This is a genomic window from Nesterenkonia sp. F, from assembly GCF_000220985.1.
Lineage (GTDB): Bacteria > Actinomycetota > Actinomycetes > Actinomycetales > Micrococcaceae > Nesterenkonia.
Genome location: NZ_AFRW01000065.1, coordinates 1 through 26,442, shown reverse-complemented (window position 1 = coordinate 26,442; position 26,442 = coordinate 1). Strand labels below are relative to the sequence as shown.

Here is a 26,442-nt window from a genome sequence, read left to right as displayed (position 1 = left end):
CCCTCCGCGGCCTCGCCGGAGTCCGCGGCCTCGGCCTCCGCCTGGTCCTCGGCGATCTGGCGGTGGACCTCCTCCATGTCCAGGCCCTTGACCGCAGTGATGACCTCGTTGAGCTGCTCGGCGTTCAGCGCGCCGGCCTGGGAGAAGACCAGGACCTTCTCGCGGAAGGCCATCAGCGTCGGGATGGAGGAGATGTTCGCCGCCGCCGCGAGCTCCTGCTCGGCCTCGGTGTCGACCTTGCCGAAGGTCACGTCCGGGTGCTGCTCGGAGACTTCCTCGTAGACGGGGGCGAACTGCTTGCAGGGACCGCACCAGTCGGCCCAGAAATCGATCAGCAGGATCTCGTTGTCCTCCAGCGTCTGCTGGAAGCCTGCCGTGGTCAGTTCGGTGGTAGCCATGGCGGCCACCCTACGCGACCATGGCGGCGCTGTGGGCGCTTAAGCGACCGGCGAAAGCTCGCTGGAGACGGGCTGGAGACCGACTCGAGCACCGACCGACGGCGCCCCTCGCCGACCCGCTGCCGGAACCGGCCGGGTGACGTCCGACCCCCTTCCGGGTGAGACTGCGGTGGGGCGGCACTTCGACCGCCCGGGGCGATGGCACGACGACACCGCAGGAGGCCCCATGCCCGTCTGGCTCGATCTGCTCGCCGCCGCGTCGCTGGCGCTGGGAGTCGCCTGCGCGATGTGGCTCGCCCTCGACGTCGCCCGACGCCCTCCGCCGATGCCGATCATGCGCCTGGTCTGGCCGATCTGCGGACTCTTCGGCGGGCCGCCGCTGGCCTGGTTCTATGCGCGCTTCGCCCGGACCTCTCCGTCGGCATCCGCCGAGCACGCCGGACACGGCAGGGGACGCCACGAGCGCCGAGGGCGCCACGGGCACGGCGAGCCACCGATGCCGGTGGCCGTCGCCAAGGGGGCGCTGCACTGCGGATCGGGGTGCGCGCTGGGCGACGTCGTTGCCGAGACGCTGGCCTTCCTGGTCCCGGGGATCCTCGTGGCGTTCGGCCACCCCGGGCTCTTCGCCGAGCCGATGTTCGCGACCTGGGTGCTGGACTTCCTGTGCGCCTTCGCCCTCGGCATCGTCTTCCAGTACTTCGCCATCGCGCCCATGCGGCGACTTGGGATCCGCGACGCTCTGCGCGAGGCGGTGAAGGCCGATGCGCTCTCGCTGGTCGCCTGGCAGGTCGGCATGTACAGCTTCATGGCCGTGGCGATGTTCGTCGTCTACCGGCCGTGGCTGGGCGTGATGCCGCAGGCCGACTCTCCCGTCTTCTGGTTCACCATGCAGCTGGCCATGTGGTGCGGCTTCGCGGCGACGTACCCGATGAACTGGTGGCTCATCCGTCGGGGGACCAAGGAGAAGATGTGAGCCCGCCCCACACACGACGAAGGGCCCGGACCAACCGGTCCGGGCCCTTCGTCTCAGGGGTGGCAGATGAGGGATTCGAACCCACGAAGGCAATGCCAGCTGATTTACAGTCAGCCCCCTTTGGCCGCTCGGGTAATCTGCCATGCAGCTGCTCGATCGGACCCCGTCCGGCCGAGCACCCCACCACTTTAGCGGACGATCCGGGGCTCCTGCCAATCGAGGGCGGGTGTGCATCTGCTCACCCTCGTCGAGCTCCGCTCCGGGCGGGCGTGCTCGGCTCCGACTCGGTCGCGCCTGCCGCCGCGCAGTAGGCTGGATGCGCAGTCATCCGCCCCTCGCCGCCATCTCCAGGAGCTCCCGTGGCCGACGTCGACGCCGCCTCCCTCGCCCGTTCGCTGACCGAGCACAGCCCGGCGGGGATCGCCGAGCAGGTGCGCGAGCTCATCGTCGACGGCACCCTGGAGGCCGGCACGCGTCTGCCGACGGTCCGCGACGTCGCCACCGAGGTCGGCGTCAGCGTCGGCACCATCGCCCAGGCCTGGGCGCTGCTGCGCGAGGGCGGTCTCGTCGAGACCCGACGGCGCGGCGGCACGCGAGTGATCGAGGGCCACGGCCCGACGGCGGAGAACTTCCCCGGCTGGCACGCGGTGGACCTGCTGCGCCACAGTCCGGATCCGCAGCTCGTCCCGCCGCTGGAGGATGCGCTGACCCAGGCGGTCCACCGGCCGGGCATCCACGCCTGGAGCCGCGAGCACGTCGTCGACCAGCTGGCCGAGCAGCTGGCGGAGCGTCTGCCCGACCAGCCGCGGAGCTATGCCGCGGTCAGCTCCGGCACCGAGGCGCTGTGGCTGGCCACGCGGGCCGCCGTCGACGTCGCCGCCGGGGCCACCAGCGCCGAGCACGCCGCCGAGGCCGGCGTCGGGCTGCGCACCGCCGCAGGCGCCGAGCCGGTGGTCGCCGTCGAGGAACCGGCCTCGCCGGGATATCTGGGCGTGCTGCGCGGCATGGGCCTCGCCCCGGTCGGCGTCGCCGTGGACGAGCAGGGCCCGCTGCCGGAGGCGCTGTCCGCGGGCCTGGAGCAGGGCGCGGTCGCCGTCGTCCTCTCCCCCTCCGGGGCGTTCTCCGACCGCCACCGGCTCACCGCCGAGCGCGCCATGGCGCTGGAGCCGCTGCTGGCCGCGGCCCCGGAGGTCACGATCATCGAGGACGACCCGCTGGGCCCGCTGGCCGACGACGGCGAGGCCGCCCCGTCGCTGGAGGCGCTCTTCCCCCACCGGACGCTGCGGGCGATCGGCTTCGAGCGCGCCTTCGGCATGGACCTGCGCAGCTCCGTGCTCGCCGGCGACGACGAGCTGATCCGCCGGTGCATCGCTCGCCGCTCGGGCGGGGTGGCCTCCACCAGCCGGATCCTGCAGCACGCGCTGGCCCACCAGCTGCGTGACCCGGTGGTCTCCCACCGGCTCGCCTCGGCGCGGAAGCACTATGCCGCCCGTCGGGAGCTGGCCCTGGAGAGCTTCTCCCGAGCCGGTCTGACCGCACGCTCGGGGCCGGGCAGCTGGGCGATCTGGGTCGAGGTCGACGACGAGCAGTCAGCGGCCCTGGCGCTCGGGGCCCGCGGGATCGTCGTCGACGTCGGACGTTCCTGCCTCGTCACCCCGCAGTCGACCGGGCTGCTGCGGCTGTCGACCGCACAACTGCCCGAGGACCCGGCGCGGCTCGACGAGCTGGCCGCCACCGTCGCCGGAGCGGCCGCCGGCTCGCTGGAGGACGCCACCTTCGCCTGAGCCGGCGCCGAGTCCCGGCCGTCCGCCGGGGCCGGGCTCAGCCGAAGAGCCGCCGCGTGGCGATCTGAGCACCGTCGGCGAGGCTGCGCAGCTTGGCCTCGGCGATCTGCGGGTGGAGGCGTCCGCCCAGGCCGCAGTCGGTCGAGGCGATGACGTTCTCCTTCCCGACCCGCTCGGCGAAGCGCTCGATCCGCTGGGCGACCAGCTCCGGGTGCTCGACCACGTTGGTCGCGTGCGAGACGATTCCCGGCACGATCACCTTGCCCGCCGGCAGCTCGACGTCGTCCCAGACGGTGCACTCGTGCTCGTGGCGGACGTTGGCCGCCTCGAAGGAGTAATAGGTCGCGTCGATCTGCAGCATGAGGTCGACGATGTGCCGGAACTCGATGTCGGTGGTGTGCGGTCCGTGCCAGGAGCCCCAGCACAGGTGGAAGCGGATCTGGTCCCGCGGCAGCCCGCGCAGGGCATGGTTCAGCGCGTCGACGCGCAGCTGGGTGAAGGCCCGGTAGTCCTCCACGCTGGGCTCCGGCGAGATCTGGTCCCAGTTCTCCGCGATGGAAGGGTCGTCGATCTGCACGATGAGCCCGGCGTCGGTGATGGCCCGGTACTCCTCGCGCATGACCTCCGCCCAGGCGAAGAGGTGCTCCTTCTCGTCGCCGTAGTGGCGATCGGCGATCCGTGCGGCCGAGCCCGGCGAGAGCGAGGTCATGAAGCCGGTCTCCAGGCCGGCCTCGTCCAGGGCGCGGCGCAGGTTCGCGACGTCGGAGGCGATCGCCTCGTGGCCGGTGTAGGCCAGCGGACCGGTGGTCGCCGGGAACGGCGTCGCATGCGATCCGGTGCCGATGCCGGCCTCGGGGTCGCTGTAGGCCTCGCGGAAGGCGACCCAGTCGCGACGGTTCGGGAAGCTGGTCAGTCGCACGTCGCCCGGGGACGACTCGACGTGCGGCTGGCTGAAGATGTCCTCGCCGGTGACCTCCAGGCCGGAGACGCGCTGGAAGATGTACGACCACCAGGCCCCGTAGTCCACCGCCGAGGTCATCGCCTTGCCGTACTCGCCGTCGCCCGGGACGGTGACGCCGGCGGCCTTCTGCCGGGCGACGAGGTCGACGACGGCCGCGGAGAGCCGGCGGTCGAAGTCCGCGGTGCGCTGCAGCGTCAGCCCGTCCTCGGCGAACTCGCGGGCGGCGTTGGCGGCGATCAGCTCGTCGGTGCGCGGCAGCGAGCCGGCGTGGGAGACGAGGATCTGCCGCGTCGGGTCCTGCAGAGTGCTGGACGGCGTGCTGGGCGGGGGTGCTGGATGCGGTGGTGCTGTGAGGCATGCGGCCTCTCCTTCCTGAGTCGGACGGAGGGCCCGCTCCGGCGAGCCGCGGACTCCCCGGTGCGGACCCGCCGGCGCGGCGCCGTCCGCGGCCCGTCGCGGACTCGGGGCCGGCTCGGGGCGCCTGGTCGGTGCAGAGCAGGTCCGCAGCGGTGCCCCGAGAAGGGGCGCGAGGCTTCGCATGCACGCTGCGTGGACGACATGTCCGTCGTCGGCCGCCGCGGAGCCGCGTCGACCGACGATATGTTCATGTCTTCACTGAGCATCATAAGGCGGCTCGATCGACCTCGGACGGATATGACGGCGGCCGATAGACTCGACGACGACTCACGACACCGTCTCGAGCAGGAGGACGCTCATGGCCAAGGAATCCAGCTTCGACATCGTCTCCCAGGTGGACAAGCAGGAGGTCTCCAACGCGCTGCACCAGGCGCAGAAGGAGATCTCGCAGCGCTACGACTTCCGCGGCACCGACGCGGGGATCGACTTCTCCGGCTCGACGATCCTCATCCGCGCGAACGCCGAGGAGCGGGCCAAGGCCGCCAAGGACGTCTTCGACTCCAAGCTCATCAAGCGCGGCATCTCGCTGAAGTCCTTCGACGCCGGCGAGCCCTACGCCTCCGGCAAGGAGCACCGGATCGAGGGGACCATCAAGGAGGGCATCGACCAGCCCACGGCGAAGAAGATCACCAAGATCATCCGCGACGAGGGTCCGAAGTCGGTCAAGGCCACCATCCAGGGCGACGAGCTGCGCGTGACGTCCAAGTCCCGCGACGACCTGCAGGAGGTCATCACGCTGCTGAAGGACTTCGACGACGCCGCGCTGCAGTTCATCAACATGCGCTGACCCGCACTCGGGTCCGTCGACGGACCGGCGGCCGAGCCCGCCTCGTGCCGGCGACATGACAGCGGCGCCCCGCTCCGAGGTGGAGCAGGGCGCCGCTGTCATGTCGATGGTCGGGCCGGTCAGACGATCGCGCTCACCGCGATCAGACCCAGCGGCAGCACCACGAAGATGCCGACGACCCAGCCGGCGGCATAGAGCTTCTTCTCCGCGGCGATGTCGGCCAGACGGCTCGCCGCGCGCAGCGGGAGCTCGCGCAGCCCCGGGATGCCGAAGATCAGTGCGGTGGCCAGCACGTTGAACAGCAGGTGGGCCAGCGCGGCGATCAGCGCCACCTTCGCCTCCGGGCCGTCGAAGGCGAAGGCCGCGATCAGCGCGGTGACCGTGGTGCCGATGTTCGCCCCGAGGGTGAAGGGATAGATCTGGCGCAGACTCAGCGTCCCGGAGCCGGCCAGCGGAACCATCAGTGCCGTCGACGTCGATGAGGACTGGACCATGATGGTCATCAGTGCGCCGGAGCCGATGCCGGCCAGCGGCCCGCGGCCCATCGCCGCGTGCAGCACGGCCCGCGCCCTGCCGACCATCAGCACCTTCAGCAGCCGGCCGATGAGGTTGATGACCAGCAGGATGAGCGCGACGGCGATGCCGATCATCAGCAGCCCCTGCCAGACCGGCGGCAGCCAGCCCAGCGAGGCGGTGATGCCGTCGGCCAGCGGAGTGGTCGCCCCCTTGATGACCGAGCCGACTCCGCCGAAGATCGCCGCCAGAGGGCCGCCGTCGGTGCCCGAGAGCGGGCCTGCCAGCGAGGTGGCGAGGTTCTCCAGCAGCCCGAAGGCGATCTCCAGCGGCAGGAAGATCGCCACGGCGAGGAGGTTGAAGAAGTCGTGGATCGTCGCGGCGGCGAAGCCGCGGCGGAAGGCCGCCTTGTCCCGGGCCATGCCGAGGCTGACCAGCGTGTTGGTCAGCGTGGTGCCCAGATTGGCGCCGAGGATGACTGGGATCGCGATGGACAGCGGCAGCCCGCCGGCGACCAGCCCGACGGTGACCGAGGTGGTCGTCGAGGAGGACTGCGTCAGCACCGTCGCGGCGACGCCGACCATCATGGCGACCAGCGGGTTGGTGGCGAAGTCGAAGAGCGTCGCGGCGTGCCCGCCGGTGGCGATCCCGAAGCCGTCGCCGATCACATGGACGGCGGTGATCAGCACGTAGACCGCGGCGACGACGCCGAGCCAGTTGGCGGTGCTCAGCGCCCGACCGGAGAGGCCGAGGCGCTCGAAGGGGGTGATGGGACGGGTGACAGGAGCCTCGTAGACTCCAGTCGTGACCTTCTCCGGTGCCGGGGCGGCCGGTGCGGACATCGTTTCTCCTCAGCGTGAGCCGAGACCCTCCGGGCCTCTGCCGGACGCAGGTCCCGCCGCCCGCTCATTCACCGGTGAACATTCGGTGATGTGGGTGACGCGACGGACAACACTGCGCATCCCTTGCCCCTTGAGAGTCACACGCCGAGGTAAACTCCGGGTGAACGCCCCTCCACCCGCGCGTGACGCGCGCTGTGGAATCCCTCACACCCACTCGGGGCGCCCCGCGCTCGGACACTCCTGACACACATGACGAGGATGACATGCGACCTCGTCGAGACCTGCATCGTCAGCGGACGAGCACTCAGGACGGATAGCATGAACACCGACGGGGCGATCCCGACGACGGCGCCCCTCCCCCGCACGTCATCGGACAGGAGAGCGCATGCACCAGCACCACGGACGGCTCCGCACGGCAGGCCTGCTGGCCTTCCTCTTCGCCCTGCTGCTGCTCATCGGCGCACTGCTGGCCTACTTCACCAGCAGCCCCAGCTTCCTGCTCATCTTCGGCCTCATCGGCGTGGGCTCGGTGGCCTACTCGTACTGGAACTCCGACAAGCTCGCCCTGCGGGCGATGAAGGCCTACCCGGTCAGCCGTGAACAGGCCCCGGCGCTGTACGAGATGGTCGAGGAGCTCGCCCAGCGCGCCCAGCAGCCGGTCCCGCGCATCTTCATCGCCCCGCAGCCGACGCCCAACGCCTTCGCCACCGGACGCAATCCGGAGAACGGCGTCGTCTGCTTCACCGAGGGCATCCTGAACCTGCTCAGCCCCCGGGAGCTGCGCGGGGTCACCGGCCACGAGCTGATGCACGTCTACAACCGCGACATCCTGATCTCCTCGGTCGCGGCCGCCGTCGCCGGCTTCCTGACCACGATCAGCCAGTTCTTCCTGCTCTTCGGCGGCGGTCTGGGCCGCGGCGGGAACAACCAGGGCGGCAACCCGCTGGCGCTGATCGGCGCGATCGCCGCGGTGATCCTCATGCCGATCGCCGCCAGCCTCATCCAGATGGCGATCAGCCGCACCCGGGAGTACGACGCCGACGCCGACGGCGCCGAGCTCAGCGGCGACCCGCTGGCGCTGGCCTCGGCGCTGCGCAAGCTCCACGGGGGCATCAGCGCCGAGCCGATGCGCGAGGACCCCAAGCACGACGCGCATGCGCACATGATGATCGCCAACCCGTTCGGCCCGAAGGCCAAGCAGCTCTTCTCCACGCACCCGCCGATGGACGAGCGCATCTCGCGGCTGGAGCAGATGACCTCAGGCCCGCCGCAGGGCTGAGCCCTCCCGGCCGCGTCAGCCCTGGCGCGAGATGCGGACCATCTCCTCGCGGGGCACGACCTTGACCCGCTCACGCTCCACCGGACCCTGCGCCGTCGCCTGTTCGCCGAGGGAGACCTCGTGCCCGTCGAGCTTCAGCCAGCCCTCCCAGGTGGTGTACTCCACCCCGCGGGAGTCGAGCAGCTCGAGGACCGACGCCTCGTCGGGCTCCTCGGCGGCGGGCAGCTGGTGGACGTCCTCGAGCAGGCAGCCGATGGTCTCCAGCGCGTCGCCCTTGGTGTGGCCGATGAGTCCGACGGGACCGCGCTTGATCCAGCCGGTGGCGTAGGTGCCGGGGATGTGCTCGCCGGACTCGTCCAGCACGCGGCCGGCCTCGTTGGTGATCACCCCGCGCCGGGCGTCGAACGGGATGCCCGGCACCTCGGTGCCGTAGTAGCCGACGGCGCGGTAGACGGCCTGGACCGGGTAGTCGAGGAACTGCCCGGTGCCCCGGACGCCGCCGGAGCCGTCGAGCTCCATGCGCTCGAAGCGGATGCCGGCCACGCGGCCGGTGCCGCGACCCTGCGCATCGGTGCCCTCGAGGATCTCGACCGGCTGGTGCAGGAAGTGCAGGTGCAGCTTCCGCGAGGCCTCCTCGGTCCGCTCCTCCTGCTCGACCAGCCAGTTGGTCAGCGTGTTCACCATGGTCTTGACCTGGTTGTTCGACTTGATCGCCTCGTCGGAGGCCTCGTCGAACTCGAAGTCCTCCTCGTCGAGGACGATGTCCACCCCCGGCGCGTGGGAGAGCTCGCGCAGCTCCAGCGGGGTGAACTTCACCTGCGCGGGGCCGCGGCGACCGAAGATGTGCACGTCGCGCGCCGGGGAGTCCTCGAGCTGCCGATGGACGGTCTCCGGGATCTCGGTGGTCAGCAGATCCTCGGGGTGCTTGGCGAGCATGCGGGCGACGTCCAGGGAGACGTTGCCGTTGCCGATCACCGCGATCTGCTCGGCCTCCAGCGGCCAGTCGCGCGGGTAGTCCGGGTGGCCGTCGTACCAGGAGACGAAGTCGGCCGCGCCGAAGGAGCCCTCCAGGTCGATGCCCGGGATGTCCAGCGAGGCGTCGCGGATCGCGCCGGTGGCGAAGACCACGGCGTCGTAATGGCGCCGCAGGTCCTCCAAGGTGAGGTCGACGCCGATCTCCACGTTGCCCAGCAGCCGGATGTCGCCGCGGTCCATGACCTTGTGCAGCGCCTTGACGATCCCCTTGATGCGCGGGTGGTCCGGCGCGACGCCGTAGCGGATGAGGCCGAACGGCGCCGGGTACCGGTCGAAGAGGTCGATGCTGACCGGGATGTCGCTCTTCTTCTGCGACTTGGCCAGGATGTCCGATGCGTACACGCCGGCGGGTCCTGCCCCGACGACGGCGACGCGGACGGGGCGCTGGGGAGTCTGATCTGTCACTTCGGGGACGTCCTTTCCGTGCACGGCCGTGGGACGCGACGTCGCGCGACCGCGGGCGGCGTCGTCGCGGGGATCGCGCCGCCGTCGCCTGCTCGATTACCTCAGAACAGTATGCCGTATTGCACAACGCCCGCCGCCCGGAACCCTGTTCCCCACGGGGGTCGACATGACGGATCTCACGGCACATCGTCCGTCCCGCGGCCCCGGGACGGGCGTCGCAGGAGGCCGGGCGCCGAGGGTTCCGCGCGTCCTCGGGCCTCCGCCGATTAGACTGGCGCCATGGCGGAGATGCTCCTGGAGAAGTACAAGGGCCTGGTGGCCAAGCACCTCGACGATCGGTGGACCCCGCAGGAGGGCTACACCGCCGAGGAGCTGGCCGACCAGCTGGCCGCCGCAGGGCTGCCCTCCGGCACCTCCGTGCCGCTGGCTCTCGAGGAGTTCTACCGGGCGGTGGGCCGCTGCGAGGAGCTCATGGAGGCCCACTGCTTCTTCTTCGACCCCGACGAGCTCGTCGTCGAGGACGGCCACCTGCTCTTCCTGGAGGACGAGGAGGAGCAGTTCGTCTGGGGCATCCCCGCCGACACGCTGGACGTCCCGGATCCGCTGGTCCGTCGGCGCGCCAACTCCACCGGCGCCTGGCACGACGAGGACGCCACCGTCGGCGAGTTCATCCTGGACCTGCTGGACTTCTCCTTCGAGGAGGAGTGAGCGTGGTCGATCCGTCCACGCTGCATGCCTCCCATGAACCGCCCGACTACGCCTGCCCGTTCTGCGGCCTGGCCCGCGGCGACGTCGAGACCGGCGACAACCGCTGCGAGCTGAGCGACCTGGTCCACCAGGACGACGAGCTGCTGGTCTTCATGGCCTGCGACGGATTCGGCCCGCACGAGGGCCATGCGATGATCACCCCGGTGGCCCATCGCGAGGCGCTCTACGACCTCGACGACCACCTGCTGGCCCGGATCGGGGCCATGCAGCGCGACGTCGCCCTGGCGATGAAGCTGGCCTGGAACCCGGAGGGCACCTCCGTCCGCCAGCACAACGAGCCCGCCGGCAACCAGCACGTCTGGCACTACCACCTGCACGTCTTCCCGCGGTACAGCGACGACATGCTCTACCGCCAGCTGCGCCATCCCGTCCCCGTCGACGTGCGCGCGGAGAAGGCCGTCCAGCTGCGGGAGGCCCTGGACCAGGTGCTCGGCTCTCGCTGACTCTCGTCTCGCCCGTCGCGGGTGGCTCCGGGGCTCGCGGCTGGTTGCCTGCGGCGCGTCCGGCACCCGCCTCGCACCTTCGCTCCGGCTTCGCCGTCGCCACGAGGGATCCACGAGGCGCGTGCCGTCCGCACCGCCTGCTGACAGATCACCCCAAGGTGCCATGACGTGAGCAACCTCCCAGCCGCCGCACCCAGGTGCTCAGTCGACGTATCGCAGGGCTCTGAGATATCGCAGGGCAATAGGGCAACGACATCTCAATGCCCTGCGATAACCGGGAGGGAGTCGCGGACTGCCCTCGGCACTCCGACTGAGCCGCAGGTCTGGGCGCGCCGCCGGCGAAGCGGCGCACGGATTCCTTGTGGCGACGGCGCCAGCCGGAGCGAAGGTGTGCGACGCTTCGCCGGCGGCGCGCCCCGGTGACCACAGATGCCACCGATAGAGGTCGAGAGATTCAGCCCTCGCGGTCGACCACCGCGTCGGCGAAGGCCAGCAGGGCCGACTTGATCGTCGACTCCGGCAGGTCGGTCAGCGCCTCGGCCGCACGACGGGACCAGTCGTGGGCGATCTCCCAGGCCCGCTCGGTGGCCGGATGGGCGACGACGGCGGCGACGGCGGCGGCCAGGGCGTCGTCGCCGGTCAGGTCGCCGTCGACCAGCGCCAGCGCCTCGACCGCGGCGGCGTCGCCGTCGGCCGCGGCGGCGCGCAGCAGCAGCACCGGCAGGGTGGGCACCCCCTCGCGCAGGTCGGTTCCCGGCGTCTTGCCGGAGGCCTCGGCGTCGGAGGTCAGGTCGATGACGTCGTCGGCGAGTTGGAAGGCCACGCCGACCGCCTCCCCGTAGGTCTCCAGCAGCGCGGTGGTCTCGGCGGTGCAGCCGCCGTAGTGTCCTCCCAGCCGCGCGGCCGCGGCGACGAGCGAGCCGGTCTTGTCGGCGATGACCTGCAGGTAGTGGTCGTAGGCGTCCTCGCCCCCGCGCGGGCCGACGGTCTCGTGCAGCTGGCCCATGACCAGCCGCTCGAAGGTCCGCGCCTGGACCTGCGACCCTTCCAGGTCGAGCTCGGACATCATCCGCGAGGCGCGGGAGAGGATCAGGTCGCCGGTGAGGATCGCCACGGAGTTTCCCCAGACCTCGTGCGCGGCCGGGGCCCCGCGGCGCACTGGAGCAGAGTCCATCACGTCGTCGTGGTAGAGCGTGGCCAGGTGGATCATCTCCATGACCGCCGCGGCGCGACGGACGCTGTCGTCGGGCCCCTCGCCGAGCAGCGAGGTCAGGATGGTCAGCAGCGGACGGATCCGCTTGCCGCCGGCTTCGGCGAGGTAGCGCGAGGAGGTGTCGGCCAGCTCGTCGTCGCTGGAGAGCGCTGCGAGCAGCTGCTCCTCCACGGAGCTCAGCGCCTCGGAGATCGCGGGGGCCAGACGGTCGTCGTCGGCGAGCGTCTCGAAGCCCGGCGGGAGGCTGAGCGACAGGGAGTCGGCTGCGGAGTGGTTCATCGCCGTCCAGCCTATCGGGCGTCGGGCGCGGCCGGCGCGGCCGGCCGGCGCGCGTGGTGGATGGCGACGATGCCGCCGGTCAGATTCCGGTACCGCACCGACTCCCAGCCGGCGTCGACGATCAGCGCCGCCAGCTCGTCCTGGTCGGGCCAGGCGCGGATGGACTCGGCCAGATACACATAGGCCTCCGGATTCGAGGAGACCCGCCGGGCCACCGAGGGCAGCGCGCGCATCAGGTACTCCAGGTAGACCGTGCGGAACGGGGCGAGGCTCGGGTCGGAGAACTCCATGACCGCCAGTCGGCCGCCGGGGCGGGTCACTCGGTGCATCTCCGCCAGCGCGGCCTCGGTGTCGACCACGTTGCGCAGCCCGAAGGAGATCGTCACCGCGTCGAAGGAGGCGTCGGCGAAGGGCAGGGCCGTCGCGTCGCCGTGGACGAACTCGATGTCGGGCCGGCGCCGTCGACCGACGGCGAGCATGCCTTCGGAGAAGTCGCAGGCCACCGTCTCGGCGCCGGCGTCGGCGAAGGGCTCCGAGGAGGTGCCGGTGCCGGCGGCGAGGTCGAGGACCCGTTCGCCGGGCCGCACGTCCAGCGCCTGGACCAGACGACGGCGCCACAGCCGGGTCTGCCCGAGCGAGAGCACGTCGTTGGTCAGGTCGTAGCGCTCGGCGACCTGGTCGAACATCGAGGCGACGTCCTCGGGACGCTTGTCGAGATCGGCCCGGCGACCGCGCCGCGCACGCCGCGTGTCCGGCCGGGGGTCCTGCGCTGCAGAATGCGATGAGCTGGTCACGCCAGCATTGTCCCAGAATCGACGCGCGCCCGTGGGGATGGCGTCGCCGGCGGTCGACGTCGGGGTCGCGGCGGGCCTCACAGCCGGTGCGCGACGAGACCGACGACGGCGATAGACTTTCCCCGCCATGGAAGCCCCGCCGCTGCACTCCGTCGTCCGGGAGGTCACCCTCCCCGACGGCCTCCGCCTGCCCGACCTGCTGCCGCTGCTGACCCCGACCGCCTGCTGGATCCGCCGCAGCGAGGGCATCGTCGGACTGGGCGTCGCCGACGGTGCGACCGCATCCGGCTCGCAGCGCTTCGTCGAGCTCGCCCGCTGGTGGGAGGAGCGCCGCGCCGTCGTCGACGAGGCGCCGCGACCGGCCGCGCTCGAGCAGATCCCCGGCTGCGGCCCGACGGTCTTCACCTCGGTGACCTACTCCTCGGACTCCGCCCACGCATCCCACCTGACGCTGCCGGAGGTGATCCTCGGCGACGTCGCCGGGCGCACCTGGGTCACCGTGACCACGCCGGAGACCGACGACGCCGAGGAGGGTCGGGACGGCGGAGGCGGCGGTGACGTGACGACCGTCCTGGCTCGGCACGGGCTGGTGCTGGGCCACGACGGGACGCTGGCCCCCGCCGCGGAGGCGGGCCGTGCGGCCGACGACGCGCGGTCGGAGTTCCCCGCCACGCGACTGCGCGCCGGGGCGCATCCGACCGAGCACTACCTCGACGCCGTCGCCGCGGGCGTGGAAGCCATCGAGGAGCGCCGGCTGGAGAAGCTGGTCCTCGGCCGCGACGCCGTCGTCGAGGCTGAGGCTCCGATGCCGCGCGGCACGATCCTCGCCGGGCTGGCGCGCGACTACACCGACTGCTGGACCTACCTGGCCGGCGACCTGCTGGGCACCACCCCGGAGATGCTGGTCACCGTCCGCGGCCGCGACCTGGCCGCGCGAGTGCTGGCCGGCACCGTGGACGGCTCGCTCTCCGCCGACGAGGCGCGCGTGCAGCTGCTCGAGGACGTCAAGCAGCGCAGCGAGCATGAGATCGCGGTGCAGTCGCTGCTGGCCCAGCTGGCCCCGGTGGTCGAGCTGATCAGCGCGCAGAACCCGCCGGCGGTGCTCGCGCTGCCCAACGTCCACCATCTCTCCACCGACGTCACCGGCCGGCTGAGCCGCACCGCCGACGGCACGCTGCCGCCGGCGCTGACCGTGGCCGAGCGCGCCCATCCCACCGCGGCGATCTGCGGGACCCCGACGGCCACCGCCGCCGAGCTCATCGCCGCGCTGGAGCAGCTGGACCGCGGCCCGTTCACCGGGCCCGTCGGCTGGATCGACGCGCACGGCAACGCCGACGTCGGCATCGCGCTGCGCGGCGGGCTGCTGGACGACGACGACCGCAGCGTGCGGCTCTTCGCCGGCTGCGGGATCGTCGCCGGCTCGGATCCGGAGTCCGAACTGGCCGAGACCCGGGCGAAGCTGCGCCCGATGCTCGGCGTGCTCGGCGTCGAGGACTGAGCACGACCCGCACCGACCGGCCTCGTCCCCTGCTCCGCGCTCAGGCGGCGACGAGCGGCTCCAGGGTGAGTCCTTCGCGCGTCCGCTCCACCCCACGCACGTGCCAGCGGTCGCGGAAGAGGGCGAGCAGCTCGCCGTCGCCGCGTCGCAGCACCTCCACGCCCGGCAGCGCCTCCAGGGAGCCGGCGGACTCTTCGTCGGTGCGCCTCGCGACGGAGTAGTGCAGCGTCTCCCAGCGCGGAGCGGCCCGGAATTCATGGGCCAGCCGGTGCTCGACGACGTCGAACTGCATCGTGCCGACGGCCGCCAGCACAGGGACCTCCTGGCCGCGCACCTCCGAGCGCAGCACCTGGACCACGCCCTCGGACTCGAGCTGATCGATCCCGCGGCGGAACTGCTTGGTCCGCCCGCGGTCCGCAGGCGAGACCAGCGCGAAGTGCTCCGGCGCGAAGCGCGGCAGGCCGGGGAACTCCACCGGAGGCTCCTCATAGAGCGTGTCGCCGATGGTCAGTGCCGAGGCGTTGACCAGGCCCACGACGTCGCCGGGATACGCCAGATCGGTGAGATCTCTGTCGCGCCCGAAGGACAGGTGCGCATACTTCATCGCGAAGGGTTTGCCGGTCCGGGCCGTCGTCGCCGTCATGCCGCGCCGGAAGACGCCGGAGCAGACGCGGATGAAGGCCAGCCGGTCCCGGTGGGCCGGGTCCATGCCGGCCTGCACTTTGAAGGTGAACGCGCTGAACGGCTCGTCCAGCGCCCGCTCCCGCCCGGCGAGGTCGGGACGGGGCGACGGCGACGGGGCCAGATCGACGAGGGCGTCGAGGATGCGCGGGACACCGATGTGGCGCACCGCCGCGGCGAAGAGCACCGGGGAGGTGATCCCCTCCAGGAACGTCTCCTGATCCGGATCCGCCCCGGAGGCCGACAGCAGCTCGGACTCCTCGACGGCCTGCTCCCAGCCGTCGACGTCGGCCTGCGCGGCCTCGTCCGGGGTGTGGATCTGCTCGCGGGCGAGGTGTCGGCCGCCGGCGGAGGGCTCGACGGTGACCAGCTCACCGCTGCCCCGATCCAGGAACCCGCCGAAGTCCCCGGCGATGCCGACCGGCCAGGTCAGCGGCGTGGGCTCCAGCCCGGTCTGCTCGCGGATCTCGTCCATCAGTTCCAGTGCCTCGCGGCCCGGACGATCCCATTTGTTGATCACCGTGATGATGGGGATGCCCCGATGCCGGCAGACGGCGAAGAGCTTCATGGTCTGCGGCTCGAGCCCCTTGGCCGCATCGACCAGCATGACCGCGGCATCGACGGCGGCGAGCACGCGATAGGTGTCCTCGGAGAAGTCGCTGTGTCCGGGAGTGTCCAGCAGGTTGAGGACCGTCCCGCGGTGCTCCAGCTGCATCGACGCCGAGGTCACCGAGATCCCGCGCTCCTGCTCCATGGACATCCAGTCGGAGACCGTGCTGCCGCGGTTCCCCTTGCCGTGGATATGGCCGGCCTCCTGCACGGCGCCGCAGTGCAGGGCCAGCGACTCGGTGAGCGTGGATTTGCCGGCGTCTGGATGACTGATGATCGCGAAGGTCCGACGCCGAGCGGCCTCCTGGGCCGGATCGGCGGGGTGCTCCGTGTGCTGGTCGGCCGGCATGTCGCTCCTGATCGTCGGGACGGGTGCTGCGGTGCGGCGTGCCCGGGGACGAGCACCGCCCCGGGAAACCTACCCCAGCGTCCGAGTCTGTCCCAGCGGCGGGAGGACTGCGCGGGCAGGGCCTCCTGTCCGACTCCGCGGGCTCACCCTTCCGCGGCGGCGCGCTGGGCGATCCGCCCTCCGGCGAGGACCATCTCCACCTGCCGCGCGGAGAGCCGGTGGTGCAGCGTGACCTCCTGCTCGCCATCGTCGCCGACCACGGCGGCCGGCACCTCGGCGCCGGCGCGCAGCGCGTCGTGGATGCCGCGCAGCCGCAGCGTCCCGCCCTGCGAGACGGCCTGGTATGCGGCGTCGTCGCACTCCAGGGCCAGGACCCCGAAGTTCGCCAGGTTCTGCCAGTGGATGCGGGCGAAGGACTTCGCCACCACCACGCGCAGCCCCAGATGCCGCGGGGCGATCACCGCGTGCTCGCGGGAGGAGCCCTGCCCGTAGTTCTCGCCGCCGACGATCGCGTGCCCGCCCTCGGCGGCCCAGGCGCGGTCCGGGTAGGTGTCGTCGACCTGGATGTAGACGAACTCGCTGATCTTGGGAATGTTGCTGCGGTAGGGCAGCACGCGGGAGCCGGCGGGCATGATCTCGTCGGTGGAGATGTCGTCGCCCACCTTCAGCAGCACCGGCACGTCCAGCGCGTCGGGCAGCGGGTCGAACTCCGGCAGCGTACTGATGTTGCTGCCTTTGACCAGCTCGACCTCGCGGGCCTCCTCGGGCGGCAGCGGAGCGATGAGCATGTCCGGGTCGACCTTCGGGTCCTCGGGCATCCGCGGCACCGGGCAGGACGTCCCCAGGTCCTGCTCCAGCAGGCGGGGATCGGTGATGCGGCCGGTCAGCGCCGAGGCCGCCGCCGTCTCCGGCGAGCACAGCCAGACCGAGTCCTCGTCGGTGCCGGAGCGTCCGGGGAAGTTCCGCGGCATGGTGCGCAGGCTGTTGCGGCCCACCGCCGGAGCCTGGCCCATGCCGATGCAGCCCATGCAGCCGGACTGGTGGATGCGGCCGCCCGAGGAGATGAGATCCATCAGCCAGCCGCCGCGGACCATGTCGGAGAGGATCTCCCGGGAGGTGGGGTTGATGTCCAGCGAGATGCGCTGGTCGACGTGCCGGCCGCGCAGGATCTCGGCGACGACGGCGAAGTCGCGCAGCCCTGGGTTCGCCGACGAGCCCACGACGACCTGGTGGACCTCCTCGCCGGCGACCTCGCGGACCGGGATGACGTTCCCCGGCGACGACGGCGCGGCGATCAGCGGCTCGAGGCTGGAGAGGTCGATGTGCTCGGTGACGTCGTAGGTCGCGCCGTCGTCGGCGACCAGCGGGGTGAACTGATCTTCGCGGCCGCGTTCGGCGAGGAAGCGGCGGACCTCGTCGTCCGCGGGGAAGACGCTGGTGGTCGCCCCCAGCTCGGCGCCCATGTTGGCGATGACATGGCGGTCCATCGCGGTCAGCGAGCGCAGACCCTCGCCGTGGTACTCGATGATGCGCCCGGAGCCGCCCTTGACCCCGTGGCGCCGCAGCATCTCCAGGATCACGTCCTTAGCCGAGGTCCAGTCCGGCAGCTCGCCGGTGAGCTCCACGCCCCAGATCTCGGGCATGGACACGTACAGCGGGTCGCCGGCCATGGCCATCGCGACCTCCAGGCCTCCGACGCCGATCGCCAGCATGCCCATCGCCCCGGCGGCGCAGGTGTGCGAGTCGGAGCCGACCATCGTCGCCCCGGGGCGGCCGAAGTGCGCCTGATGGACCGGGTGGGAGACGCCGTTGCCCGCCGGGGAGAACCAGAGACCGTAGCGGCGGGCGGCCGACTGCAGGAAGAGATGGTCCTCGGGGTTCTTCTCGTCGGTCTGCAGCAGGTTGTGGTCGACGTACTGCACCGAGTGCTCGGTGCGCACCCGGTCCAGGCCGAGGGCCTCGAGCTCGAGCATCACCAGTGTGCCGGTGGCATCCTGGGTCAGCGTCTGGTCGATGCCGACGGCGATCTCCTCGCCGGGCTCCATCCGGCCGCCGACCAGGTGGTCGGCGAGGAGCTTCTGCGCGACGGTCCGCGGCGTGGCGCCGGCGGAGTGATCGAGGTCTGACAGGGGCATGCGTGACCTCCACGGTGTGCGTCTCGGGTGCGGACGTCCTGCATCGAGCATGTCGGGCACCCGGCGGCGGAGGCAAGGTCCGGCGTCCTGACCTCCGGCGACGAGGACCGCGGCCCTCTGCATCGAGTGGGCGATGTGTCGAGGTCTCGACGCGGTATTCGCGTTGAAACCTCGACACATCGCCCACTCGATGGCGCGACGGCCGGTCGAGTCCGCCCGTTCATCCCTCCGCGACGACGGCGGCCAGCCGCGCGTGCAGATCCCGCAGCCCGCTCCGATCGGTGCGGACTTCGATGACGCGCAGGCCGAGCCGGTCGTCGGGGTGGGCCAGGGCGGCGGCGAGCTGATCGAGATCCTCGACCAGGCGGTGCTCGACGCCGTGGCCGGCGGCCAGCTGCTGCAGGTCAGCCGCCTGCGGGGTGCCGAAGAGCCGCTCGACGCGCGCCGCCCGCCCGGGCCGGCGCCCGACCTCGCCGTGCTCGAGCTGGTCGAAGATCGCCCCGCCGCCGTCGTTGACCACCACCACGTCCACGCTCGGAGCCTGCTCCCCGGCCGGGATCAGCAGCGCGTTCAGGTCGTGCAGGAAGGTCAGGTCCCCGACCAGCGCGGTGACCCGCCGGTCGCGGGCGATCGCGATCCCGGAGGCGGCGGAGACGTTGCCGTCGATGCCCGACAGTCCGCGCATCGCGCGGATCGGCCCGCGCCCCGAGGACGCGTCCGACGCGGCGGCGCCCGGCTCCATGCCCTGGGAGCCGACCAGGACTCCGCTGAGATCCGCGGCCAGGTCGACGTCGCGGATCACCGACGACGACCCCAGCAGCAGCGGGGTGCGCACCCCTTCGGCGACGGCGGCCGCGGTGCGCACCGAGGTCAGCCGCGGCTCGGCCTCGAGGCTCGCGCGCATCGACTCCCACGCCGTCGTGCCGGCGGCCATCCAGGCGTCGCGCCAGTCCTGCGGCGCGCGGCCGAGGAACCGCCGCACCGCCTCGAGATCGGCCTCGGCCCGGCGCGGCAGCCGCTCGTCGCTCCAGGGCAGGGGCGCCGGCGCGTACTGGACGACCTCGACGTCGGCGCGACGCAGCAGCTGCTGCACCGGCCGCGACAACGTCGGCCGGCCGGCGACGACGACACGGCGGATCCGGCGCGCCAGCCAGCCGGCCGGGGAGCTCGGCGGGGCCTGCAGCAGCATCCGATGGGCGGGCACGGCCCCGTCGACGGCGGCGGTGCGCTCGTCGAAGGCGCCGCTGGTCGGCTCGGCGAGCACCGGCTGGCCGAGCTCGGCGGCCAGAGTGAAGGCTTCGGACGGGGCATCGTGCCCCATCACGACTGCGCCGGGCACCTCGACGTCGAGCTGCTGCGCGGCGGCCAGGCCGCGACGGATCTGCTCCCGGGCGGCCTGCCGCTCCTCCTCGCCGAGGCGGCCGAGCAGCTCATGGCTGTGCAGCTGCTCGAGCGGCCGGCCGGCGTCGCGGTGCATCCGCCGCCGCTGGGCCTCGTCGAGGATCGGGCGGCGGGCCCAGCGCTGCTGGGCGGGGTCGGCGACGCCGTCGACGACCTGCGGCACCAGCGGGTCGGCGAAGCCGATGTTCAGATGCACCGGCCCCGGTCCGCTCCCTCGGGTCTCGACGGCCTGGCGCATCAGCAGCGCGACCTGCGTCTCGGCGGAGAGCATGTCATCGCGGGACTCGGGCTCCAGGCGGGTCTCGGACTGCTCCAGATGGATCTCGTCGCGCACCCGGGACGCGAACATCCCCTGCTGGACGGTGGTCTGGTTCGCCCCGGTGCCGTGCAGCTCCTCGGGCCGGTCCGCGGTGATCGCGACCAGCGGGACTCCGGCCAGGTCGGCCTCCATCATCGCCGGCAGCAGGTTGCCGGTCGCCGTGCCGGAGGTGGTGACCACTCCGGCCGGGGAGCCCGAGTCCATGGCGATGCCCAGGGCGGTGAAGGCCGCCGACCGCTCGTCGATGCGCACGTGCACCCGCAGCGCGCCCAGCTCCTCGGCCTCGGCGAGCGCGTAGGCCAGCGGCGCCGAGCGGGACCCCGGAGCGAGGACCACGTGCCGCATGCTCAGGCTCAGCCCGCGGATCACCCGACGGGCCAGCCGCAGCGAGACCGCGTCCTGGGAGTCGTCGAATTCGCGGAACGGCCGCCGGGAGGAATCCATGGCCCCAATCCTATGTCCGCCTCCGCTGTTCGCACCGCTCCCGGATCAGCCGCCGGCCAGGCTGGCGTGCGCGGCCTGCAGCCGACGGCGCCAGCGCGCCTGACCGGCGGCGTCGAGCCGGTGGGCGGCGAGCAGACGCTCGTCCGGGGCCGGAGCGCGCACGAGGGCGGGCGCCGCCTCGCCCTCGTGCGCCTCGCCGCCGGCGTCGTGCGGGACGTACAGGCCGCCGTCGGCGGGGATCAGCGGATCGGCGACGACGTCGGAGGCCAGCAGCGCGGCGGTGCCCAGCCCGCAGGCCCGCTCGGTCTCCAGCCGCGAGGCCAGAGCGAGCCCCGCGGTGAGTCCGATCGAGGTGTCCAGCGCGGAGGACACCACCGCCTCCAGGCCGGCGGCGGCCACCACGGCCAGCGCGCGCTCGACCCCGCCGAGCGGGGCGACTTTGACCACGATGAGGTCGGCCGCGCCGAGCCGGGCGGCCCGCAGCGGGTCCTCGGCCTTGCGCACGGCCTCGTCGGCGGCGATCGGCACCGAGGCTCCACGATGGTGCAGCGCCTCGCGCAGCTCCGCGAGCGGCTCGATGCCGGCGACCGGCTGCTCCAGGTACTCGAGCCGATCGCCGGCGACGTCGGCGAGCGCCTCGGCGCCGGCCAGCGCCTGTTCATGGGTCCAGGCACCGTTGGCGTCGGCGCGCAGCATGGCCCGCGGCACCAGGCGCCGCACCTCGGCGAGGCGGGCGACGTCGTCGTCGAGGCTCTCGCCGGGCTCGGCGACCTTCACCTTCACCGCCGGGATGCGGTCCAGGTCGCCGAAGCCGCGCAGCACCGCCTCGACCCGCTCGGGGCCGACGGCCGGCATGGTCGCGTTGATCGGGATCCGGCGCCGGCCGACGACGCCGAGCCCGCACCATCCGGCCTCGACGGCGGCGGCCAGCCAGGCGGCGGTCTCCGGCGGCTCGTACTCGGCGAAGGGCGCGAACTCGGCCCAGCCGGACGGACCGCGCAGCAGCATCGCCTCGCGCACGATCTGTCCGCGGAAGCGGGTGCGCATCGGCAGCTCGACGGCGACGGCGGAGGCGAGCAGCTCCTCGACGGGCGGCAGGGCGAGCCGATCGTCCGCGGCGGATCCGGGCAGCGGCGGAATCTCGGACATGGCCCGAGTCTAGGACGTCACCGGCCGCCCCGTCGGCACGCCCGCTCACCCTGCCGCCCATCTCATCGAGTGGTCATCTCTGACGGCATCTCGCGCGGTGTGATCGGTCTCGTCGGCGGAGATCTCGTCACACATGGCCACTCAGCGCGGAGGGGAAGCGCACGAGACGCAGGAGGCGACCCGCGAGGCGCCGCCGATCAGTCTCCCCGCGGAGCGGAGCTGAGATACTGAGAGCATGTCCGACGCGCACATCCCCCGCCCGCGCACGCCGGCGCGCCGCACCTGGCTCTGGGCCGCCGGCGTCGTCGTCTGCGCCCTCGCCCTGCTGGCCGTGCACGAGTTCTTCCTGCGCTCGACGGACGGACGCTGGCTGGAGCAGGCGCTGCTGGAATCGCGCTACACCTCCATCACCGTCGGGCCGATGCAGGAGTCCACGCTCTTCGACATGCTCAGCTCGGTGCCGCTGGCGGTGCTGGCGCTCGCCGGGCTGATCTTCGTGATCACCGTGCTGGTGCGCCGCCGCTTCGCCGCCGCGGGGATCGCCCTGGTCACGTTCCTGGGAGCGAACGTCACCACCCAGGCGATGAAGGCGCTGCTCGTCCGCCACGAGCCGGAGGGGATGCCGATGTCGAACGCCGCCATGCACGAATGGTGGTGGGCGCCGGACGTGACCTCCTTCCCCTCGGGCCACGCCACGCTCGCCGCCGGAGCGGCCGTCGCCGTCTTCCTGGTGGTCGGCCCGAGGCAACGTCCGATCGTCGGGCTGTTCACCGGGCTGCTCGCCGTCGTCTCCGGTGCCGCGATCTTCCTGACCGGGCACTTCGCCTCCGACATCATCGCCGCCTATCTGGTGGTCGCGATCTGGGGGCTCCTGGGCGGCTGGCTGGTGATGCGGCTGGGCGAGTCCTGGAACACGCTCACCACCGAGCAGCACACGCCGGTGGGCGCCGGGGCGGGAATGGCCTGGTTCCTGGGGATCATCCTCACCGGAGCGGCGCTGCTCGCCCTGGTCTTCGCCGGCGGCTGGGACGCGGTCCGGCAGGCCGCCGAGGACCCCAGCGGCTGGCACTGGGTGGCCGGCACGCTGCTCCCGGTGGGCCCGGGGATGCTGCTCTGCGGCGCCGGGATCAGCTTCTTCGACGCCGAGACGGGACGGCGCGGCCCCGGCGAGCCGCTGCGCACGACGCAGCAGGGATACCAGGTGCCGCCGCAGTTCGGGCACCTCTACGAGGCCTGAGCGCCGCCTGAGCACCTTCCCCGGCCTCGAGCGGCGGCGCCCGGGTCAGTGTCCCGAGCGCATCCGGGTGATCAGCTCCCGGGACTCCTCCGGACCATAGGGGATGATCGGGATCGCCTTGGTGGCATCCCCGACGGCCTCGCGGATCGCCTCGCGGGAGAGCTGGTGGCCCTGCTGCATGCGACGACGCATCGCGGCGACGAACTCGGCGTCCACGGGTCGCCCATGGCCCGGCACGACGATCGCGTCCTCGCCGGCCGCCGCGCGGATCCGCCCCAGCGTGCGCACCCAGTCCTGCGGATAGGAGTCGCGGAACCGCGGGTCGGTGCCCTCGCGCACCAGGTCGCCGCAGAACAGCACGCCCGGAACCTCCTCGCCCGCGGCGTCGCCGACTCCCTCTCCCCCGGCGACGCCGATCACCAGGTCCGCGTCGGTGTGTCCGCGGCCGAGGTGCTCGACGTGGACGACGACGCCGCCCAGGTCCAGGCGCAGCGGTTCGTCGGCGAGGGTGCGGGTCGCCTCCGCCACGCCGGCGTCGCGATGGGCGACGATCTCCGCCCCGCGGGCGGCCAGCGCCGGCACCGCCCCGGTGTGGTCGGCGTGCCCGTGGGTGCAGACCACCGTCAGCGGCGCCTCGGTGATCGCGGCGACGGCCTCCAGCAGCGGCTCGACGTCGCCGTCGGCGGGGCCGGGGTCGACCAGCACGGCATGATCCTCGCCGACGACCAGCCCGACGTTCAGCGGGGCGACTCCGTCGACGGCGGCCATGAACACATGGTCGCTCAGCCGGACGAACACGGGAGCTTCTGCGGATGCGGCGTCGTCGCCGGACATGCGGATCACCTTCCTCACCGAGCGGGTGACCTCATTGTGCCTCCGATCCGCCGCAGACCGCAGGCGGCGCCGTCGGCGAGCCGAGGATCCGCCCGAGGACGCCGATCACTCCGACGCCGGCGGCACCTGCTTCCAGTCGATGTCCGCACCCAGGTGGAAGCTGGTGTAGGCCGGCTGGTTGTAGGAGGTCTGCTGACGCGCCACCCCGGCCCGGTACTGCGGATCGTGCATCAGCGTGTAGAGCCGCCGGTCGGAGTCCTCGGTGCTGGTGTGGATCCGCAGCGCCGAGGAGTCCTCGGTGCGCACGATCATCTCCTCGCGCCAGTCTCCGAGGACGTCGGCCACCAGTCCCGGGTTGCCCTTGGTGTGATTGTTCGTCAGCGTGCCCTCGGCGGAGAGCACCGTGCCGTCGGTCCAGTCGACGATCTCCGGTGTCTCCTGACGGTCGCCGGTGTCCGCCCCGGTGATCAGCTGGGTGGTCATGTCCGGGCTCCAGCGGATGGACATGTTCGTCGAGGGCGCCTCGTCGCCGAGGTGCTCGCCGTCGACGCTGAACAGGCCCGTGGGATCCGGGCTGTCCGAGCCGGAGGTCCAGGCCTCGAAGCCGGGCCGGTCCGGGTCGATGTCGCCGACCATGCCGCGGCCGGTGTCCACTCCGGTGTAGCCGCCCCAGAGCACCTCGCCGTCCTCGGCCGCGCGCATCACGTAGCCGTAGGGCGCCCATTCGCTTCCTTCGTGGACGGTGAAGATCTCCAGCCCGTCGCGGCTCGGGTCGAAGTCGCCGACGTGCTGGGCGTCGCCGTGGCCCAGCGGTGCCGTCTCGCCGGCGATCGCGCTCGCAGGATGCCCCTCGGCGGTGCTCGAGTAGAGCAGCGAGCCGTCGTCGTCGAGAGTGGCGCCGCCGTAGACGATCTCGTGGCGGCCGTCGTCGTCGACGTCGGCGGCGGACAGCGTGTGGAAGCCCTGCCCGGCGAGCTCGGCGTGCGACTCGTTCCGGCCGGGCTTGCCGTGCGGCGAGGCGTCGAAGGGATTGTCCATCGCCACGTGACCGGAGTCGGCGAGCCAGCGGGTGCTGATCTCCTCACCGTCGAAGTCGTAGGTGGCCACCGCCGCGCGGGTGTAGTAGCCGCGGGCGAAGATCGCCGAGGGGTGCTGCCCGTCCAGGTAGGCGACGCCGGAGAGGAAGCGGTCGACGCGGTTGCCCGGCTCGATCCGCGACATCGCGTAGTCGCCCCACATCAGTCCGTCGTCGCCGCGGGTCGGCTCATAGTCGACGGTGTCGAGCTCCTCCCCGGTGGCGCCGTCGAAGACGGTCAGGTACTCCGGACCGTCGAGGATGAATCCCTCGAAGCTGCGCAGGTCGTTGCGCCCCGAGCGCGACGGCGCGTACTCGTCGACGAAGTAGTCGGCGAGGTCCTCCGCCGCGCTGCGCGAGAGCGGGTAGTCATGACGCGGCTCGATGCCGAAGGCCTCCTCCAACGTGGCCGGCCAGTTCCCGGCGACCACCTCGGGGTGCTCGTCCCAGCCCTGGAACATCTCCACCAGGTGGTCGTAGTAGCCCTCGGCGCTGAGCCGGTGGTCGTCGTCGTGGCCGACCCCGGCGGCGACGTCGTCGGCGGGCAGGGTGATGGGCGAGGATTCGCCGAGCTCGCCGTCCTCGGCGGCGGCCGAGGAGCTGCCAGGAGCGGTCTTGAGCATGATCTCGCTGGTGCCGTCGTCGTCGAAGTCCTGCACCAGGAACTGGGTGTAGTGGGCGCCGGCGCGGATGTTCGGCCCCAGGTCGATCCGGTTCAGCACCTCGCCGTCGGCGGTGTAGGTGTCCACGAAGACTGGGCCGGTGTAGCCGACCTGGGAGACGTCCTTGGAGTTGGTGGGGTCCCACTTGACCACATACTCGTAGGATCCGTCGCCGGTGACGTCGCCGACGCTGACGTCGTTGGCGGTGTAGCCGTACTCCTCGCCGGCCGGTGTGGTGCCGCCGGCCGGCTTGGACAGCGGGACGTCGTGGTGACCCTCGGCCCAGACCCCGGTCTCGCCGACGGGCCCGCCGCCGCGCACCGGGCGCACCGTGTAGGTGGATTCGGCGTCGCCGGCGGCGTCGCGGTAGTCGGTGCTGTCGGTGACGGTGGCGATCTTCTTCCCGTCGCGCATCACGTGGAATGCCGGGCCCTTCACTCCGCGGCCGGTGCTGCCGGAGGACTCCGCGCCCAGCAGCCGCCAGCTCAGGTGCACGCCGTCCTCGACGGCGACGGCGACCAGCCCGCGGTCCAGCTCCTCGAGCTGGACGTCGCCGCCGGCGCCGGCGGTCTGCGCCGGATCCCCCGGCGGAGCGGCGGCCGCGGCTCCGCCGCCGAGTCCGGCGACGGCCAGCGAGGCCGCGCAGACTCCGGCGAGCAGGGTCGTGCGGGCGGGTCGTCGGTGCTGCATGGAGGTCCCCCTCGGATATCGATGATCTCCGTCGATGGCATGTGATACCGATCACTGTATGGTGAAACGATTCATAGAGCAAGGAGAGGCGAGGACGATCCGCGGCATCAGTGCGGTCCGGGCGCGATCCGTCGCACCTCATCCCGGCGCCGAACTCCCGCCGAGACGGACGACCAGCCTCTGTGACCGCGATGACCTCGGGGTATGCTCCCGGGCACTATGACTATGGACTCCCTCCTCTCGACCATCGGCGACATCGAGACCATCGCCTGGGACTGGCTCGGCATCTGGGTGATCATCGGCGTCGGGATCTACCTGACGATCCGCACCCGTGTGGTGCAGCTGCGCCACATCCCCGGCATGTTCCGGTCGATCACCGAGAAGGCCCAGCGCGACGAGTCCGGACGGACCCGGTCGCTCTCGGCCTTCCAAGCCTTCACGATCACCGCCTCGGCCCGCGTGGGCACC

At 72.1% G+C, this 26,442-nt stretch carries 20 protein-coding genes, 1 tRNA gene and 1 pseudogene; 9 read left to right on the top strand and 13 right to left on the bottom strand.

The features are described from left to right. Nucleotides 1–398, bottom strand: a 398-nt coding sequence (gene trxA, locus GU5_RS0105390; RefSeq protein WP_029514037.1) for a thioredoxin, incomplete at its 3' end; no start/stop codon positions are given. A gap of 226 nt (nucleotides 399–624) precedes the next feature. Here trxA and GU5_RS0105385 point away from each other — a divergent pair. Further along, the gene (locus tag GU5_RS0105385) at nucleotides 625–1,371 is read left to right on the top strand and encodes a DUF4396 domain-containing protein (RefSeq protein WP_010524555.1); all 747 of its coding nucleotides are present in this window, start codon (nucleotides 625–627) and stop codon (nucleotides 1,369–1,371) included. A 60-nt stretch (nucleotides 1,372–1,431) separates the two neighbouring features. Here the strand turns inward: GU5_RS0105385 and GU5_RS0105380 are convergent. Continuing rightward, nucleotides 1,432–1,513, bottom strand: a tRNA-Tyr gene (locus GU5_RS0105380). Nucleotides 1,514–1,730: 217 nt separating this feature from the next. On the opposite strand from GU5_RS0105380, the gene GU5_RS0105375 reads away from it, so the two are divergent. Then, a complete protein-coding gene (locus tag GU5_RS0105375; protein ID WP_010524554.1) occupies nucleotides 1,731–3,155 on the top strand; it encodes an aminotransferase class I/II-fold pyridoxal phosphate-dependent enzyme in 1,425 nt (474 codons plus the stop codon). A 37-nt stretch (nucleotides 3,156–3,192) separates the two neighbouring features. Here the strand turns inward: GU5_RS0105375 and GU5_RS0105370 are convergent, their stop codons facing one another. Next, nucleotides 3,193–4,656 (bottom strand): cobalamin-independent methionine synthase II family protein, encoded by a 1,464-nt coding sequence (locus GU5_RS0105370; protein WP_010524553.1) that lies wholly within the window; start codon nucleotides 4,654–4,656, stop codon nucleotides 3,193–3,195. 175 nt (nucleotides 4,657–4,831) lie between these two features. On the opposite strand from GU5_RS0105370, the gene GU5_RS0105365 reads away from it, so the two are divergent. Beyond that, on the top strand, nucleotides 4,832–5,320 hold the full coding sequence (locus GU5_RS0105365; RefSeq protein ID WP_010524552.1) for a YajQ family cyclic di-GMP-binding protein: 489 nt from the start codon (nucleotides 4,832–4,834) through the stop codon (nucleotides 5,318–5,320). Between the two features lie 119 nt (nucleotides 5,321–5,439). Here the strand turns inward: GU5_RS0105365 and GU5_RS0105360 are convergent, their stop codons facing one another. Then, complete coding sequence (locus GU5_RS0105360; protein ID WP_010524551.1) at nucleotides 5,440–6,675, bottom strand: Na/Pi symporter; 1,236 nt, start codon at nucleotides 6,673–6,675, stop codon at nucleotides 5,440–5,442. A gap of 385 nt (nucleotides 6,676–7,060) precedes the next feature. Here GU5_RS0105360 and GU5_RS0105355 point away from each other — a divergent pair, with 385 nt between their 5' ends. Beyond that, the gene (locus GU5_RS0105355; RefSeq protein ID WP_010524550.1) at nucleotides 7,061–7,954 is read left to right on the top strand and encodes a M48 family metalloprotease; all 894 of its coding nucleotides are present in this window, start codon (nucleotides 7,061–7,063) and stop codon (nucleotides 7,952–7,954) included. A gap of 15 nt (nucleotides 7,955–7,969) precedes the next feature. On the opposite strand, the gene GU5_RS0105350 is transcribed toward GU5_RS0105355, so the two are convergent. Then, nucleotides 7,970–9,394 (bottom strand): FAD-dependent oxidoreductase, encoded by a 1,425-nt coding sequence (locus GU5_RS0105350; RefSeq protein WP_029514035.1) that lies wholly within the window; start codon nucleotides 9,392–9,394, stop codon nucleotides 7,970–7,972. A 279-nt stretch (nucleotides 9,395–9,673) separates the two neighbouring features. On the opposite strand from GU5_RS0105350, the gene GU5_RS0105345 reads away from it, so the two are divergent. Beyond that, complete coding sequence (locus GU5_RS0105345; RefSeq protein ID WP_010524548.1) at nucleotides 9,674–10,102, top strand: hypothetical protein; 429 nt, start codon at nucleotides 9,674–9,676, stop codon at nucleotides 10,100–10,102. Continuing rightward, a complete protein-coding gene (locus GU5_RS0105340; protein WP_010524547.1) occupies nucleotides 10,099–10,605 on the top strand; it encodes an HIT family protein in 507 nt (168 codons plus the stop codon). The genes GU5_RS0105345 and GU5_RS0105340 overlap by 4 nt, the downstream gene beginning before the upstream one ends. A 454-nt stretch (nucleotides 10,606–11,059) precedes the next feature. On the opposite strand, the gene GU5_RS0105335 is transcribed toward GU5_RS0105340, so the two are convergent. Beyond that, nucleotides 11,060–12,097 (bottom strand): polyprenyl synthetase family protein, encoded by a 1,038-nt coding sequence (locus GU5_RS0105335; protein WP_010524546.1) that lies wholly within the window; start codon nucleotides 12,095–12,097, stop codon nucleotides 11,060–11,062. Nucleotides 12,098–12,108: 11 nt separating this feature from the next. Next, entirely contained in the window at nucleotides 12,109–12,783 is a 675-nt protein-coding gene (locus GU5_RS0105330; protein WP_010524545.1) for a demethylmenaquinone methyltransferase, read from the bottom strand. A 235-nt stretch (nucleotides 12,784–13,018) separates the two neighbouring features. Here GU5_RS0105330 and GU5_RS0105325 point away from each other — a divergent pair, with 235 nt between their 5' ends. Beyond that, nucleotides 13,019–14,389: an isochorismate synthase MenF gene (locus GU5_RS0105325; RefSeq protein ID WP_010524544.1), complete on the top strand. Its 1,371-nt coding sequence runs from the start codon at nucleotides 13,019–13,021 to the stop codon at nucleotides 14,387–14,389. A gap of 40 nt (nucleotides 14,390–14,429) precedes the next feature. On the opposite strand, the gene GU5_RS0105320 is transcribed toward GU5_RS0105325, so the two are convergent. The 4 genes from GU5_RS0105320 to GU5_RS0105305 form a co-directional block, all read right to left on the bottom strand. Further along, nucleotides 14,430–16,028, bottom strand: a complete 1,599-nt coding sequence (locus tag GU5_RS0105320) for a peptide chain release factor 3 (protein WP_010524543.1) — start codon at nucleotides 16,026–16,028, stop codon at nucleotides 14,430–14,432. Nucleotides 16,029–16,171: 143 nt separating this feature from the next. Next, entirely contained in the window at nucleotides 16,172–18,163 is a 1,992-nt protein-coding gene (locus GU5_RS0105315) for an aconitate hydratase (RefSeq protein WP_010524542.1), read from the bottom strand. A gap of 220 nt (nucleotides 18,164–18,383) precedes the next feature. After that, complete coding sequence (menD, locus tag GU5_RS0105310) at nucleotides 18,384–20,327, bottom strand: 2-succinyl-5-enolpyruvyl-6-hydroxy-3-cyclohexene-1-carboxylic-acid synthase (RefSeq protein WP_010524541.1); 1,944 nt, start codon at nucleotides 20,325–20,327, stop codon at nucleotides 18,384–18,386. Between the two features lie 45 nt (nucleotides 20,328–20,372). Next, nucleotides 20,373–21,476: an o-succinylbenzoate synthase gene (locus GU5_RS0105305; protein WP_010524540.1), complete on the bottom strand. Its 1,104-nt coding sequence runs from the start codon at nucleotides 21,474–21,476 to the stop codon at nucleotides 20,373–20,375. Nucleotides 21,477–21,711: 235 nt separating this feature from the next. Here GU5_RS0105305 and GU5_RS0105300 point away from each other — a divergent pair, with 235 nt between their 5' ends. After that, nucleotides 21,712–22,713 carry a phosphatase PAP2 family protein gene (locus GU5_RS0105300; RefSeq protein ID WP_010524539.1) on the top strand — a complete coding sequence of 334 codons (1,002 nt, stop codon included), beginning with the start codon at nucleotides 21,712–21,714 and terminating at the stop codon, nucleotides 22,711–22,713. Between the two features lie 45 nt (nucleotides 22,714–22,758). Here GU5_RS0105300 and GU5_RS14180 read toward each other — a convergent pair whose 3' ends face one another. Beyond that, nucleotides 22,759–23,547, bottom strand: coding sequence for an MBL fold metallo-hydrolase (locus GU5_RS14180; RefSeq protein ID WP_010524538.1), 789 nt, complete (start codon nucleotides 23,545–23,547; stop codon nucleotides 22,759–22,761). Nucleotides 23,548–23,652: 105 nt separating this feature from the next. Continuing rightward, nucleotides 23,653–25,974 (bottom strand): rhamnogalacturonan lyase, encoded by a 2,322-nt coding sequence (locus GU5_RS0105290; protein ID WP_010524537.1) that lies wholly within the window; start codon nucleotides 25,972–25,974, stop codon nucleotides 23,653–23,655. 219 nt (nucleotides 25,975–26,193) lie between these two features. On the opposite strand from GU5_RS0105290, the pseudogene GU5_RS14175 reads away from it, so the two are divergent. Next, nucleotides 26,194–26,442: pseudogene (locus GU5_RS14175) on the top strand (sodium:alanine symporter family protein); the annotation flags it as partial.